General features: G+C 67.9%; 10 protein-coding genes. 2 read left to right on the plus strand and 8 right to left on the minus strand.

What is annotated here, in order from left to right:
* Positions 1–21: 21 nt before the first annotated feature.
* From U5O44_RS07985 to U5O44_RS08015, 7 genes are all read right to left on the minus strand, one after another.
* Positions 22–1,395 (minus strand): methyl-accepting chemotaxis protein, encoded by a 1,374-nt coding sequence (locus tag U5O44_RS07985; RefSeq protein ID WP_322587901.1) that lies wholly within the window; start codon positions 1,393–1,395, stop codon positions 22–24.
* Positions 1,396–1,423: 28 nt separating this feature from the next.
* A complete protein-coding gene (locus U5O44_RS07990) occupies positions 1,424–2,140 on the minus strand; it encodes an RNA polymerase sigma factor FliA (RefSeq protein ID WP_322587902.1) in 717 nt (238 codons plus the stop codon).
* A gap of 19 nt (positions 2,141–2,159) precedes the next feature.
* Positions 2,160–2,981 (minus strand): flagellar biosynthesis protein, encoded by an 822-nt coding sequence (locus tag U5O44_RS07995; protein ID WP_322587903.1) that lies wholly within the window; start codon positions 2,979–2,981, stop codon positions 2,160–2,162.
* 26 nt (positions 2,982–3,007) lie between these two features.
* On the minus strand, positions 3,008–4,768 hold the full coding sequence (gene flhF / locus U5O44_RS08000; RefSeq protein WP_322587904.1) for a flagellar biosynthesis GTPase FlhF: 1,761 nt from the start codon (positions 4,766–4,768) through the stop codon (positions 3,008–3,010).
* On the minus strand, positions 4,765–6,870 hold the full coding sequence (flhA, locus tag U5O44_RS08005) for a flagellar biosynthesis protein FlhA (protein WP_322587905.1): 2,106 nt from the start codon (positions 6,868–6,870) through the stop codon (positions 4,765–4,767). The genes flhF and flhA overlap by 4 nt, the downstream gene beginning before the upstream one ends.
* Positions 6,867–8,048: a flagellar biosynthesis protein FlhB gene (gene flhB, locus U5O44_RS08010; RefSeq protein WP_322587906.1), complete on the minus strand. Its 1,182-nt coding sequence runs from the start codon at positions 8,046–8,048 to the stop codon at positions 6,867–6,869. The genes flhA and flhB overlap by 4 nt, the downstream gene beginning before the upstream one ends.
* Positions 8,049–8,247: 199 nt before the next feature.
* Complete coding sequence (locus tag U5O44_RS08015; RefSeq protein WP_322587907.1) at positions 8,248–9,849, minus strand: ABC transporter substrate-binding protein; 1,602 nt, start codon at positions 9,847–9,849, stop codon at positions 8,248–8,250.
* 133 nt (positions 9,850–9,982) lie between these two features.
* On the opposite strand from U5O44_RS08015, the gene U5O44_RS08020 reads away from it, so the two are divergent.
* Positions 9,983–12,232 carry a heavy metal translocating P-type ATPase gene (locus U5O44_RS08020; RefSeq protein WP_416222141.1) on the plus strand — a complete coding sequence of 750 codons (2,250 nt, stop codon included), beginning with the start codon at positions 9,983–9,985 and terminating at the stop codon, positions 12,230–12,232.
* Positions 12,233–12,271: 39 nt separating this feature from the next.
* Here the strand turns inward: U5O44_RS08020 and U5O44_RS08025 are convergent, their stop codons facing one another.
* The gene (locus U5O44_RS08025) at positions 12,272–12,937 is read right to left on the minus strand and encodes a c-type cytochrome (protein ID WP_322587909.1); all 666 of its coding nucleotides are present in this window, start codon (positions 12,935–12,937) and stop codon (positions 12,272–12,274) included.
* Between the two features lie 227 nt (positions 12,938–13,164).
* Between U5O44_RS08025 and U5O44_RS08030 the strand changes: the two genes are divergently transcribed.
* A complete protein-coding gene (locus U5O44_RS08030) occupies positions 13,165–14,103 on the plus strand; it encodes a hydrogen peroxide-inducible genes activator (RefSeq protein ID WP_322587910.1) in 939 nt (312 codons plus the stop codon).
* The last annotated feature ends 76 nt before the right edge of the window (positions 14,104–14,179 follow it).

Raw genomic sequence — 14,179 nt, forward strand, 5'->3', positions numbered from 1 at the left:
GCATCGGGTGCACCGTGTCGATCAGAAACGGTAACCGATGCGCAACCCACCCCAGTGCCGGCCCTGGACCAGGATCGGCGCTGCCACTTCCTTGAGCAGCACGAAGTTGCCGCCGCCCATGTCGCGCCGATAGGTCTGCACGAGGAACGGCCGGCGGTTGCGGGCCGAGGCCAGACCGGTGCGGTCATTGAAGATGCGCCGGTAGCGGCTGTTCGCGGTGTTCCACACCACGTCACCGCGGCGCTGCGCCTGGCAGTAGATGCGGTTATGGGTGGCCACATAGCCGTTGCGGTCGACCGCAATGCAATAGACCACCTTGTCCCCGCTGGCCAGGACATGTTCCTGCACATCGGGAAACAGCCGATCCGCCAGCGGCACGAAGCGGGTCAGGAACTGCGGTGGATCGGTCTGCGCGATGGGCTGGTACTGCTCGTCGAACAGCGCCTTCAGATCGATCTGGCCACTGGCGAGCGCTTGCTCCAGCAAGGTACTGATGCGCTGCGCAGCGGCCTGTGCCGAACGGATCAGCGGTGTGTCCTCGGTCTCGACGCCACAGCCCGCCAGCTCGTCGATCAGACGCTCCGACACGGCGAGAAAGCGGTTGCTGCAGTTCATCGCAGTGTCCAGCCCGCCGATCGCCCCCTGGATTTCCTTGCCCAGCCGCTGCGTCTTGTCGATCACTTGCTGCGCGATCGTGCGGCTGATGTCGGCTGCAGCATCGATGCGGTGCACCGCAGTCTCCACATCGGCGAACGCCCGGTGGATCTGTCCCTGGTGCTGGCGCTCGACAGCGGGGTCGACACGGATGTCGCGCGAAAACGCCTCGATGCGCCGGTCCAGGTCGTCGAGTGTGCCCATGATGGTGCGGGAGGAGGTCTCCACGCGTCCGGCCAGATCTTTCACCGCATCGGCCACCACACCGAAGCCGCGGCCAGCCTCTCCAGCCCGCTTTGCCTCGACCGAAGCGTTGAAAGCCACCAGCCGGGTCTGCAAGGCGATCTGTCCGATGTCGCTGGCCGCATTGGCCACCTGGTGCAGGGTCTCGACGATGCCTGTGACCTCGCTGGCCACCTGCTCGACCTGCTGCCGCGCGCGGACCACCGCTTCCCGGCTCGCACCGGTGGCCTCACCGATCGCGTGCTGCGTTTCCTGCACGCGCCCCAGGTCCAGGTGGAGCAGCTGCATGGCGTCGAGCTGGGCGGCGACGATCTTCTGCGTGTCCTCGATGACGCCGCGGGTTTCCGCGGCATCACGCCCGATGTTGGACACCTGGCTCGACAGGCGCTGCACGACATCCGCGGGATTCGCCGTGGGGAGGACAGTGCCGTCGGCGCTCTGCGCGTCGGCCTCCGCGTCAGCGGGTGCGGTACGCCGTGAGCGCAGCAGGTTCAGCATGGGAAGGTCTCCAGATGTCGGGGCGGAATCACCAGGTGCGCAGCTTGGCGCGCAGACGGGCGATCGACTGGCTGTGCAGCTGGCAGACCCGCGACTCGGTGACGCCCAGGACCGCTGCGATTTCCTTGAGGTTCATGTCCTCTTCGTAATACATGCTCATCACGAACTGCTCGCGCTCGGGCAGGTGCTTGATGGCATCGACCAGCGCCTCGCGCATGCGCCGATCGTTCAGCCGCGCCAGCGGGTCAGCATCGTTGTCGGCCACGACATGGCGGTCCAGGTAGTCGTTCTCGCCCTCGTCTCCGCTCATGTCTTCGAGGTAGACCAGCTGGGTGCCGCGCACGCGGTTCAGGAGGTCCTGGTAGTCGGTGAGCGACAGGCCCATCTCGATGGCGATCTCGCTTTCGTGCGGTGCCCGGCCCAGGCGCTGTTCCAGCCGGTGCACGGCCGCCTCGATGTCGCGCTGGTGCTTGCGGTTGCTGCGGCTCATCCAGTCGCCGCCGCGCAGCTCGTCCAGCATGGCGCCGCGGATGCGCTGGGTGGCGAAGGTCTCGAACTGGACCCCCTGCTTCACGTCGAAGCGCGTGAGAGCGTCGGTCAGTCCGATCATGCCGACCTGGATCAGATCATCCAGTTCGACATTGGCCGGCAGCCGGGCAATCATCTGGTGCGCCAGACGCCGAACCAGCGAGCTGTATTGCTCCAGCATCTTGTTGGCTTCGAGTTGGCCCTTGGAGGTGTACATCAGGTGGCTCCGGATCGGTTCAGACCATCGACTGCAAAAGGGGTGACGAGGTCACCAGCGCCGGGCTGCGGCGCCCCAGCTCGGGCAGGACAAACGCCGCCGCGGCGTTCAGCGAGGCGTCCATGAAGGCCATGAGCGTTGCCGAGGCCGTGGTGGACAGCGCCGCGGCACGGGGGTCGATGTCGACCACGTCGTGACGGACACCGCCGAGAAACAGTGCGGCACACTGGGCCAGCCGGTCCTTGACCAGCCGGATGCCGGCCGAGCCGGTGGTGGCGCTGACCAGCAGGTCATGCGCCCGCCAGTCCGCGCGCTGCGACAGCACTTTCAGTGCGGCATAGGCGTGTGTCATCGACTCGGGCTGTTCGCCACAGATGACGATGGGGCGCGGGCGGCTCAGGTGCAGCTCCCCTCGCCCGAAAAGACGTGCCAGTTCGCTCGCCGAACCGTGCACCACCACCGCCTGCGACAACGGCGCCGCTTCGACGACTGCGCGCAGGAAACCCTGCGCATGCGGCGAACCGCTGCCGCTGGTCCAGCGGGCTGGCAGGCCCTGCGCGGACAGACTGGCCGTGCGGTCCGTCAGCACCTGGATGCGGCTGCCCAGATCGTCTGGTGTGCGCACCGGGGCCTGGACCGGATCACAGACATCGACCACCAGCGTGTAGAGCCCGAGCTGCTCCAGCGCCGCACAGATCTGCTGGATCAGCACGGACTCCTGGGCGACAAACGGATTCGACACCACGGGGATGAAGCGGACCGTGTGCGTCGAGAAAAGGCGGCGCAGACCATCGGCCTGGTCACCGGGTTGAGCACGACGAACTTCAGAAGGAACTGCCATCAGCGACTCCGTCGGCCAGTCCGGGCTCATGCACCCAGGTCTCGCGAGGTGTAAGCACTGCGGCGCAGCACCGGCCCGGTCGTGGCACCCGGCCGGGCAAAGGCCATGCTCACATCGCCAGGACTCATGCGCCATGCCTGGGAAGCGCTGCCACGCAGGGCGCGCTGGACCAGTGTCTGGCTGTTCAGGTGGTGCCAATCCTCGGGCACACGCTGCCCGGTGGCGACGGCCAGCACCTTCAGACGGTGGCGGATCATGGCGTCCAGCGCCGGCCCGAGCTTCACCGCTTCGTCGAGTTTCGACAGGATGATGCCCTTGGCCTGGTTCGCCTTGTAGGCGGTGATCACGTCCTCGATCGTCTCGGCCTGCTGCGCAGCATTGACCACCAGCAGGCGCTTGATGCTGCGGTGGGTCAGCATGTCCAGCAGGTCGCGGGTGCGGGCATCGCGCTGGGCCAGGCCCGCGGTGTCGATGAGCACCATCTTCTTGCCCGACAGCAGGTCCAGCAGGTCTTCCATCGCCGCCCGGTCATGGGCCGTGTGCACAGGCACGCCGAGGATGCGGCCATAGGCACGCAGCTGCTCGTGGGCGCCGACGCGGTAGGCGTCCAGCGTGATCAGGCCGAGCTGCGACGGGCCGTGGCGGGTGGCGAAGGCGGTGGCGAGCTTGGCGGTGGAGGTGGTCTTGCCGACGCCGGTCGAGCCGATCAGTGCATAGACACCGCCCTCGTCTTCCAGATCGGCCTCGTCCTCGCTGGTGAGCAGGTTGCGCTGCAGCAGATCGGCCACAGCACCCATCTCGTCCGCCTCATCGCCGGGCATGCCATCGACGATCTCGCGCACCAGCGCCGGCGAGAAGCCGCATTCCAGCAGGCGGGTGCTCAGTTGCACCTGGCGCGGACTCTTCTGCAGCCGGTCCATGAACGCCATCATCGTGAAACGCTCCTCGATCAGGCTCTTCATCGAGCGGATCTCGGCCAGCATGTCCGCGTCGGCCGCGGGAGACGAGGCGATCTCGGGTTCGTCGTCGAAGCCCTCGTCCACCGCCACCGAGCGGGTGTCCGCAGGGGGCGCAGCGAACGCCGCGGGACGTGCGGCAGCAGAGGAACGAACAGGCGCCGACGGGCTCAGCAGGAAGGGACGGATCGAGCCCTCCTCGGCACCTGGCGAGACCGGCGCCGGGGCCGGCGCGGACATGCGGGCACTGTCGGGCGGCAAGGACCAGTCCCCGTAGCTGGGCTCGGACAGCGGCGCCGAGCGTGCGGACGGCGGATCGCGCCGGGCATCGTGGCGCAGATCCGCCCGCGGCGCGGCCCGGGATTCGGCAGCGGCGGCACGGGCATCGGACTCGGAAGCCTCGGCACCTTCACGCCCGCTCAGCTCGGCCTTGCGCTTCTTGAGCATGCGCTCGCGCACATAGTCCTGAAAGGACAAGGTGCTCATCGCCAGCGTGCCGACATCGTCCTGCACCGGCGTGGACGGTGGCTCGGGAACGGCAGGTGCCCGAGGAGCCGCTGCCGCAGCGGCAGGCGGCGCGGAGGCGGCGGCCAGCGAGCGGGGCGCCGGCCGGCTCGGCTGAGGCGCAGGGGGAGCGGGCTGTGGCGCAGGGGCCGCAGGAGGGGCATCGTGGCGATCCAGCGCCTCGATGCTCTCGGATGGCATCGCCACCACCTCGACACCGTCACTGCTCGGCTTGGTCGACAGGATCACCGCGTTGTCGCCGAAGGTCTGACGCACTTTCTGCATCGCTTCGCGCGAGTTGCGCCCGAAAAAGCGCTTCACATTCATGAGTGTGCTCCGATGATCGAACCGATGCGGATCGAGTGGGTGTCAGGTATTTCGCTGTGCGCCAGCACCTTCAGGCGCGGCGCAGCGCGGCGCAGCAGGCGTGACAAGGTCGGGCGCAGCGCATCGGGCACCAGCAGGCAGGCCGCCTGGCCGAGGTCTTCCTGGCGGCGGGCCGCGTCGAAGGCGCCACGGCTGAGCTGGTCGGCCACGCTCGGGTCCAGCACCGGGCCGTTGGCGGCGGTCAGCGCCTGGGTCAGCAGCCGCTCCAGCTCGGGCTCCAGCGCGATCACGTCCAGCTCGCGCTGGGTGCCGTAGATCTGCTGGACGATGGCAGGGGCCAGCGCCACGCGCAGCCGCCGGGCCAGTTCGGCCGGATCGGTCACCCCGGCAGCCGACTGTTCTGCCAGCGATTCGACGATCGAGCGCATGTCGCGGATGTGCACGCCCTCTTCCAGCAAGGACTGGAGGATTTTCTGCAGTGGGACGATGCCGATCATCTTGGGGATCACGTCTTCGATCAGTTTGGGGGCCAGCTTGGTCACATGCTCGACCAGCGCCTGGGTTTCGGTGCGGCCCAGCAAACGGGCCGCGTGTTGTTGCATCAAGTGTGAAAGATGGGTCGCCACGACGGTCGAGGAATCAACAACGGTGTACCCGGCCATTTGGGCAGTTTCTCGCTGGCGCTCGTCGACCCACACCGCAGGCAGTCCAAAGGCCGGATCGACCGTGAGCTGACCCTGCAGCGCAGGCTGTGCATTGCCAGGATTGATGGCCAGAAACATCCCTGGATAGGCTTCGCCTTCGCCCACGACCGCGCCGCGCAGGGTAAGGCGGTACATGCTCGGCTTGAGTTCCAGGTTGTCACGGATGTGAACTGATGGCGGCAAAAAGCCCACCTCTTGCGCGAATTTCTTGCGCACGCCCTTGATGCGGTTCAGCAGATCTCCGCCCCGCTCCTTGTCCACCAGCGCGATCAGGCGGTAGCCGACCTCCATGCCGAGCGTGTCCACCGGCTGCAGATCGTCCCAGCTCGCCTCTTCACCCGGGGCGCGCAGCGCGGGCTCGTCGTCCGCCAGCTGGCCAGCGGCGTCGGATGCGGCGAGCCGGTCGCCCCGACCGCGCATCGAGTAGGACAGGTAACCCAGCCCGCCGGCCACGGTCAGGAACACCAGGTGCGGCATGCCCGGAATCAGCCCGAGCAGGCCGATCACCCCGGCCGCCATGCCCACGGCCTGCGGCGTGCGGAACATCTGGCCAATGATCTGGGTGCCGACGTCCTGCTCCTTGCCGACCCGCGACACCACCATCGCCGCCGCCACCGAGATCAGCAGGCTGGGGATCTGCGCCACCAGCGCGTCGCCCACCGCCAGCAGCACATAGGTGCTCGCGGCAGCCGAGGCGCTCATGTCGTGCTGGGCCACGCCGATGATGAAGCCGCCGATGATGTTGATGAACAGGATCAGGATGCCGGCGATGGCGTCGCCCCGCACGAACTTGGACGCACCGTCCATCGAGCCGAAGAACTCCGCCTCGTTGCCGACCTCGATGCGGCGGCGCTTGGCTTCCTTCTCGTCGATCAGGCCGGCGTTCAGGTCGGCGTCGATCGCCATCTGCTTGCCGGGCATGGCGTCCAGCGTGAAGCGCGCACCAACCTCCGCGATCCGCTCGGCGCCCTTGGTCACCACGACGAAGTTGATGACCACCAGGATCGCGAAGACGATGAAGCCGACCGCGAAGTTGCCGCCGATCAGGAAATGGCCGAAGGACTCGATCACCGCGCCCGCCGCGCCCGGCCCCGTGTGGCCTTCGAGCAGCACGACCCGGCTCGACGCCACGTTCAGCGACAGCCGCAGCAAGGTCGTCAGCAGCAGCACCGACGGAAAGGCCGCGAAGTCCAGCGGCTTGACCATGTAGGACGCCACCACCATCACCATCAGCGCCGTGGCGATGTTGAAGGTGAACAGCAGGTCGAGCAGGAAGGTCGGCAGCGGCAGCACCATCATGGCCAGCACCATGATGATCATCACCGGCGCCGCCATGCCCTGCAGCCAGGCGGTGTTGCGGCCGAACAGGCGTTGCAGGTTCAGGGTCAGGGCGTTCATGGCGTGGGGGCTCCACCGTGGCGGGCGGCGTGCCGGTTGTGACGGGGATCGGCCGGATCCAGCTCTGGCGGCACAGGCACCAGATCAAGCGATGCCGGGTACGGTGCGCGACCGGCCATGGCCTCGCGCAGACGGAACACATGGGCCAGCACCTGGGCGACGGCGCTGTAGAGCGCCACGGGAATCTCGCGGTCCAGCTCCGTCGTGGCGTAGAGCGCGCGGGCCAGTGGTGGCGCCTCCAGCACCGGGACACGTGACGCAGTCGCCAGTTCGCGGATCTTCATCGCCACCAGATCGGTGCCCTTGGCCACCACCTTGGGCGCGCCACCGCTGGCCTCGCTGTACTGGATCGCCACGGCGTAGTGCGTCGGGTTCATCACGACGAGATCGGCGGAGGGCACGGCCGCCATCATCCGGCGCTGCGAGGCCTCCCGCATGCGCTGGCGCAGGCGGCCCTTGATCTCCGGATTGCCCTCCTGCTGCTTGTGCTCTTCCTTGACGTCCTGGTGGCTCATCTTCAGCTTCGAGGCGTGCAGGAAGCGCTGCAGCGGCAGGTCGATCACCGAGAACAGCGCCAGCACGATCACCAGCAGCCACAGCCCGGACAGGATCTGGCCCCCCGCCTCGTGGAACGCCGCGCTCAGCTCGACACGCTGGCTGCGCACAAAATCCTCCCGGTGCGCCCACATCCACAGCGCCCCCACGGTGGCCAGCAGCAGCGCCAGCACACAGGACTTGAGCGTGTCGCTCAGCCGCTCCTTCGACAGCAGATTGGCCAGGCCGCTGAGCGGGTTGAGCTTGCTGAACTTGGGAGCCACCGCCTTCATCGTGAACACCCAGCCCCCCGACACGAGCGAGGCGGCCACCGACATCAACCCGACCACGCAGCCCAGGAAGAGACTCAGCAACAGCATGTCCGGCACCACCACCCCCAGGCGTTCGACCATGGAGGCAGGGCTGGACACCGTCACGCTGTCAAAGCGCAAGGCCGCCGCCAGCAGGTCACGCAGGCGCTGCGTGACCAGCGGCGCCACGGCGGACATCACGCCCAGACAGGCGGCCACCACCGCGAAGTGACCGAGGTCGCGTGAACGCACGACCTGGCCTTCCGAGCGCGCCTTCTTCAGGCGCTGCTCGGTGGCGGGTAGTTGCTTGTCTTGTGCGCTGTCGCCGGACATCTGGGGGGTGGAATCGGAACGGTCGGGCCGTGGACACGGGGTTCGCCGCCATTCTTCCGCCCGGAACCGGGAACTGGAATCCGATAAGCGCAGCCTTTCGCGGCGTATTCCCCCCCGGTCACCCCCACCCACAACCCCGCCTGCGGCAAGCACAAAAAAGGCGGCCCGTGGCCGCCTTGATCCCGTCTTGGGTCCGCGCTCAACGCGGCGCCACGCTCACCCATTGCCATTCCAGCCAGTTGTCCGCGCGGTGCACCACGGTCACGTTCTGGCGCGCCGCCCAGGGCACGAACTGGCGGTGCAGCGGGATGTGGTGGACCTGCGCGTTGTGCTCGGCGAAGACCTGCTTGATGAGCGCCTGGCGCTTGGTCACGTCGGCCTCCTTGCTGGACGCCGCCGCCAGCGCATCGAGCTTGTCGTTCTTCACATTGCCGAAGTTCCAGTCGCCCACGCCCTTGTCGGCGCGGCTGCGGTAGATCGGGGTGAAGGTCGTCTCCGGGTCGGTGATCGAGCCGCCCCAGCCGAGCAGGTACAGGCTGGTGTCGAGCTTCTGCAGCTTGGGGAAATAGGTTGCGCGCGGCATGGCGTTGACCCGCACCTTGACCTTGAGCTGCGACCACATGCCCGCCAGCGCGACACAGAGTTCCTCGTCGTTGACGTAGCGGTTGTTCGGGCAGTCCAGGCCGACCTCGAAGCCGTCGGCGTACCCTGCGTCCGCCATCAGCTTGCGCGCAGCGGTCAGGTCGAACGGCAGGCGCTTCTCGATCTCCGGATCGTTCAGGCTGCCCAGCGGGCTCGGCACCACGGCACCCGTCGGGATCGCCTGTCCGTTCATCAGCTTCGACTTGATCGCCTCGATGTCGATGGCCTGGTAGAGCGCGCGGCGCACGCGCACGTCCTTGAACGGATTGGCGTCGCCCGGCACCTGGCCGTAGAGCAGCTTGTCGCGCGACTGGTCCATGCCGATGAAGAGCACGCGGTTTTCCATGCCCTCGATGACCTTCACGCCTGCGGTCGACTTCAGCCGCGCCACATCGCGCGGGGCCGGGTCGAGCACGAAGTCGACCTCGCCGGACACCAGCGCGGCGAGCCGGGTCGCGTCGCTCTTGATCGGGGTGTAGACCACTTCCTGCAGGTTGCCCTCGAACTTGCCCCACCACGCCGGGTTGCGCTTGTAGGCGGTCTTGATGTCGGGCTGGCGGCTGACGAGGAGGAACGGGCCAGTGCCGTTGGCGTTCATCGCCGCGAAGCTTTCTTCCTTGTTCTTGAAGTCCTGCGGCTTGGTGACGCGGTTCTTCTCGGCCCACGCCTTGCTCAGGATGAACAGCGTGTTCATGTGCTGCAGGAAGACCGGGTTCGGCTGCGCGAGCTGGAACTCGACCGTCAGCGCGTCGATCTTCTTCGGCTCGCCGACCTGGTTGGCGTAGGCGATCAGGTTGGAGCTGGGCTCGCGGGCGCGCAGGATGGAGAACACCACGTCGTCTGCGGTGAAGGGCGAGCCGTCGTGGAACTTCACGTTCGGCCGCAGCTTGAAGCGCCACGTCAGCGGCCCGGTCTGCTGCCACTCGGTGGCGAGCTGCGGCACGATGCCGAGCTGCTTGTCACGGCCGACCAGCGTCTCGTAGACCTGCGCGTTCATCTGGTTGGTGAGCGACTCGTTCTGCGAGTGCGGGTCCATGGTCTGCGGATCGCCCTGGGTGGCCCAGCGCAGCGTCTGGGCGGAGGCGGGCAGGCCGAGCGTCGCCGCGAGCACGGCAGCAGCGACAGTGGGCAACAGGGAACGGACAGTGGCAGCGGACATCGGACGAACTCCTGCAAACAGCGGTGGGGTCGAGAACCGGAACAGTGTAGGCGGATCGACCGTGCAGAGTGCCCACACCGCCTGACTTGACAGACATCAAACCAGACCGGGCCAATCCGGGCACAGTCGCGCCATGGACACCGCCTTGAAGCCTGACGAACCCGCCCTGTGCGAATGGACCCTGCCGATCGACGGCATGACCTGCGCCTCCTGCGTGACACGGGTCGAGAAGGCCTTGAAAAAGGTGCCGGGCGTGGTCGAGGCCGAGGTAAATCTCGCGATCGAGCAGGCCCATGTCGTCGCCCGCGCCGACACCGCCACCCGCGAGGCGCTGCAGGCGGCCGTGAAGCGCACGGGCTTCAGCGTGCCAGACGAGGTCGCGGAGGGTGCGTCAGCCCCCGTCGTCGCCGAGCCCTGGCTGAACGAGGGCCGGCGGGTGGCGATCGCGGCGCTGCTGTCGGCGCCGCTGGTGCTGCCGATGCTGGCCGAGGTGTTCGGCGGGCACTGGATGCTGCCCGGCTGGCTGCAGTGGGCATTGGCCACCCCGGTGCAGTTCTGGCTCGGCGCCCGCTTCTACCGCGCCGGCTGGGCAGCACTGCGCAACGGCAGCGGCAACATGGACCTGCTGGTCGCACTGGGCACGACAGCGGCCTACGCGCTGTCGGTCTGGCTGCTGCTGAACGACCCTGCCGGCATGCCGCACCTCTATTTCGAGAGCGCCGCCGTGGTCATCACGCTGGTGATGCTGGGCAAATGGCTGGAGTCGCGTGCCAGGCACCACACGGTGGACGCCATCCGCGGGCTGCAGGCCCTGACCCCCGCGTTCGCCCACGTCATCGGCCCGGACGGCACCGAAGCCGACCGGCCACTGGCCCGGCTGCGGGTCGGCGACCGGGTGGTGGTGCGGCCCGGCGAGCGCATCCCGGTCGATGGCGAGGTGCTCGACGGCAGCAGCCATGTCGATGAATCGCTGCTGACCGGCGAGAGCCTGCCGGTGGCGCGTGAACCCGGGCAGCGCGTGACGGGCGGCGCCGTCAATGGCGAAGGCCGGCTGGTCGTGCGCACGCTGGCGGTCGGCGCCGAGACCACGCTGTCGCGCATCGTGCGGCTGGTCGAGTCGGCGCAGGCGAAGAAGGCGCCCATCCAGCGGCTGGTCGACCAGGTGAGCGCCGTGTTCGTGCCGGCGGTGGTGGTGATCGCCCTCATCACGCTGCTGGGCTGGGGCCTGACGAGCGGCGACTGGACGATGGCCGTGCTGCGGGCGGTGGCGGTGCTGGTGATCGCCTGCCCGTGTGCGCTGGGGCTGGCCACGCCGGCAGCGATCATGGTCGGGACCGGCGCAGCGGCGCGCCACGGCATCCTCATCAAGGACGCACAGGCGCTCGAACTCGCCCATGCGGTGCGCACCGTCGCCTTCGACAAGACCGGCACGCTCACGGCGGGCAAGCCGGCGCTGGTCGGCCATGTCGCCGCGCCGGGGCAGGCGGATGCGGACGTGCTCCTCTGGGCCGCCGCGCTGCAGTCGGGCAGCGAGCATCCCCTGGCCCGCGCCGTGGTGACGGCCGCCGCCGGCTTGCCCGTCCCGCCGGCCGAGCGGATGTCGGCGCAGGCTGGCCGCGGCGTGATGGGCATGGTGCAGGGCCGTGCGCTGCGGCTGGGCAGCCGGCGCTGGATGGAGGAGCTGGGCGTGCCGGTCGCGCCGCTGCAGAGCAGGGCCGAGCAGTGGCAATCGCAGGGCCGCACGCTGGCCTGGTTGGCACAGATCCCGGCGGACAGCGCGCCAGGAACACCCTGCGCTCCCGAACTGCTCGGCCTGCTGGCCTTCGGCGACACGCTCAAGCCCGGCGCGCGGGAGGCGATCGACCAGCTGCACGCACTGGGCGTGCGCACACTGCTGGTCAGCGGCGACAACCGCGATGCGGCGGGTGCGGTGGGTCGGGAACTCGGCATCGACGAAGTGCGGGCCGAGGTGCTGCCCGGCGACAAGGCCGGGGTAATCGCGGCCTTGCGTGCGGATGGCACGCGGGTGGCGATGGTCGGGGATGGCCTGAACGACGCGCCGGCGCTGGCCGCCGCCGATGTCGGCATGGCGATCACGCACAGCGACGGCACCGGCACGGACGTGGCCATGCACGCAGCGGGCATCACGCTGATGCGCGGCGACCCGCGTGCCGTGGCCGACGCGATCGACATCTCGCGTCGCACGACGACCAAGATCCGCCAGAACCTGTTCTGGGCGTTTGCCTACAACGTGGTGGGAATTCCGCTGGCGGCCTTCGGGCTGCTGAGCCCCGTGGTGGCGGGTGCAGCGATGGCCGCCAGCAGCGTGAGCGTGATCAGCAATGCCCTGCTGCTGGCCCGCTGGACGCCGCGCAAGACCTGACGACCGCAGGCCTCGCGCATCGGCAGACCGCTCCGACCGTCAGCGGAACTTCGCGTTCGTGACGGTCGACAGGTCGCCGGGCATCGAACCGATGTAGTTCGCCATCGCCTTGAGTTCGGCGTTGGTGAAGGGCTTGACCATGCCGCCCATGATCGCGTTGCCGCGGCCGATGCTGGCGTTGTTCTCGGTCTTGTAGGCCTTGAGTGCCACGAACAGGTAATCGGCGTGCTGGCCGGCCAGCTTGGGGTAGCTGCCGTCGATCGGCTTGTTCATGTTCTCGCCGTGGCAGGACGCGCAGTTGCCCTTCTTGAGCAACTCGGCCACAGCGGCACTCGGCACCTTGGCAGCGGCAGCCGCCGAGGCTGGCACCGGATGGGCGGCGTAGTAAGCGGCGAGGTCGGCCATGTCCTGATCCGACAGCGAGGCGGCGATGCCACGCATCGTCGGGTGCTTGCGCTCGCCCTTCTTGTAGGCGTTGAGTGCCGACACGATGTATTTGGCACCCTGGCCCGAGATCATCGGCACCTGGTGGATTTCGGGGAAGCTGGCGCGGTAGTTCGGGATGCCGTGGCATCCGATGCACATCGCAGCCTTCTTCTGGCCGCTGGCCGCATCTCCAGCCGGATTGTCCTGAGCATGCACGGACGACACACCGGCGGCAAGTGCAAGAGCGGAAGCGACCGTGGCAATTATCTGTTTGCTCATATGTAGTGTTTGATGACGATCAAGCAAAAACGCCGCGAATTATAGATACGCATCACTGACATCCGCCCCGTTTTCGGGTTGACGAAAACCCGGCCGATGCCCACGCGCCACATTTTCACCCAGCATGGCAAGGCGGTCATCCGGGCACGCACCATGACACGCGACCCGGTTTTTTGAGGACAATCCCGCGAGTGCGGCATCTTCGCCGCATGTCTCCGGGACTTGCCATGACCCTGACCGAACTGCGTTACATCGTGGCTGTCGCACGCGAGCGGCATTTCGGTCGGGCCGCCGAAGCCTGCTTCGTCTCCCAGCCCACGCTGTCCGTGGCCATCAAGAAGCTGGAGGAAGAACTGGAGGTCAAGCTCTTCGAGCGTGGCGGCAGCGAGGTCAGCGTCACGCTGCTCGGCGAGGAGATCATCCGGCAGGCGCAGGCCACGCTGGAAAGTGCCGCCTCGATCAAGGAGATCGCGCGGCGTGGCAAGGATCCGCTGGCTGGCCCGCTGCGGCTGGGCGTGATCTACACCATCGGCCCCTACCTGCTGCCCGACCTGGTGCGCAACACGATCGCGCACCTGCCTCAGATGCCCCTGATGCTGCAGGAGAACTTCACCGTGCGGCTGCTGGAGATGCTGCGCACTGGCGAACTCGACTGCACGATCCTGGCCGAGCCCTTCCCGGACACCGGTCTGGCCATCGCGCCGCTCTACGACGAGCCGTTCATGGTCGCCGTGCCGCGGCACCACCCGCTGGCAGAACGGACCTCGATCTCGTCGGCGGAGCTGAAGCAGCAGACCATGCTGCTGCTGGGCACCGGCCACTGCTTCCGTGACCATGTGCTGGAGGTCTGCCCGGAGTTCGCCCGCTTCTCCAGTGACACCGAGGGCATCCGCAAGAGCTTCGAAGGCTCCTCGCTGGAGACCATCAAGCACATGGTCGCCTCGGGCATGGGCATCACGGTCGTGCCGCAGCTGTCGGTGCCGGTCGGGCATGCGCTGGCCGAGCCGCATGCGCTGCTGCGCTACATCCCCTTCAGCGACCCGATCCCGACCCGGCGCATCGTCCTCGCCTGGCGGCGCTCCTTCACGCGCTACGAGGCCATTGCCGCACTGCGCAACGCCGTCTACCAGTGTCCGCTGCACGGGGTACGCCGCGTGACCGACTGATCCAGGAGCGTCGGCGGCGCCCCCCGCCCGCTCAAGCTGCCCGCATCGCTGCCGAAATCAGCAACGGGGACATGGT

This window comes from Sphaerotilus sp., assembly GCF_034519685.1.
Classification (GTDB): domain Bacteria; phylum Pseudomonadota; class Gammaproteobacteria; order Burkholderiales; family Burkholderiaceae_C; genus Sphaerotilus.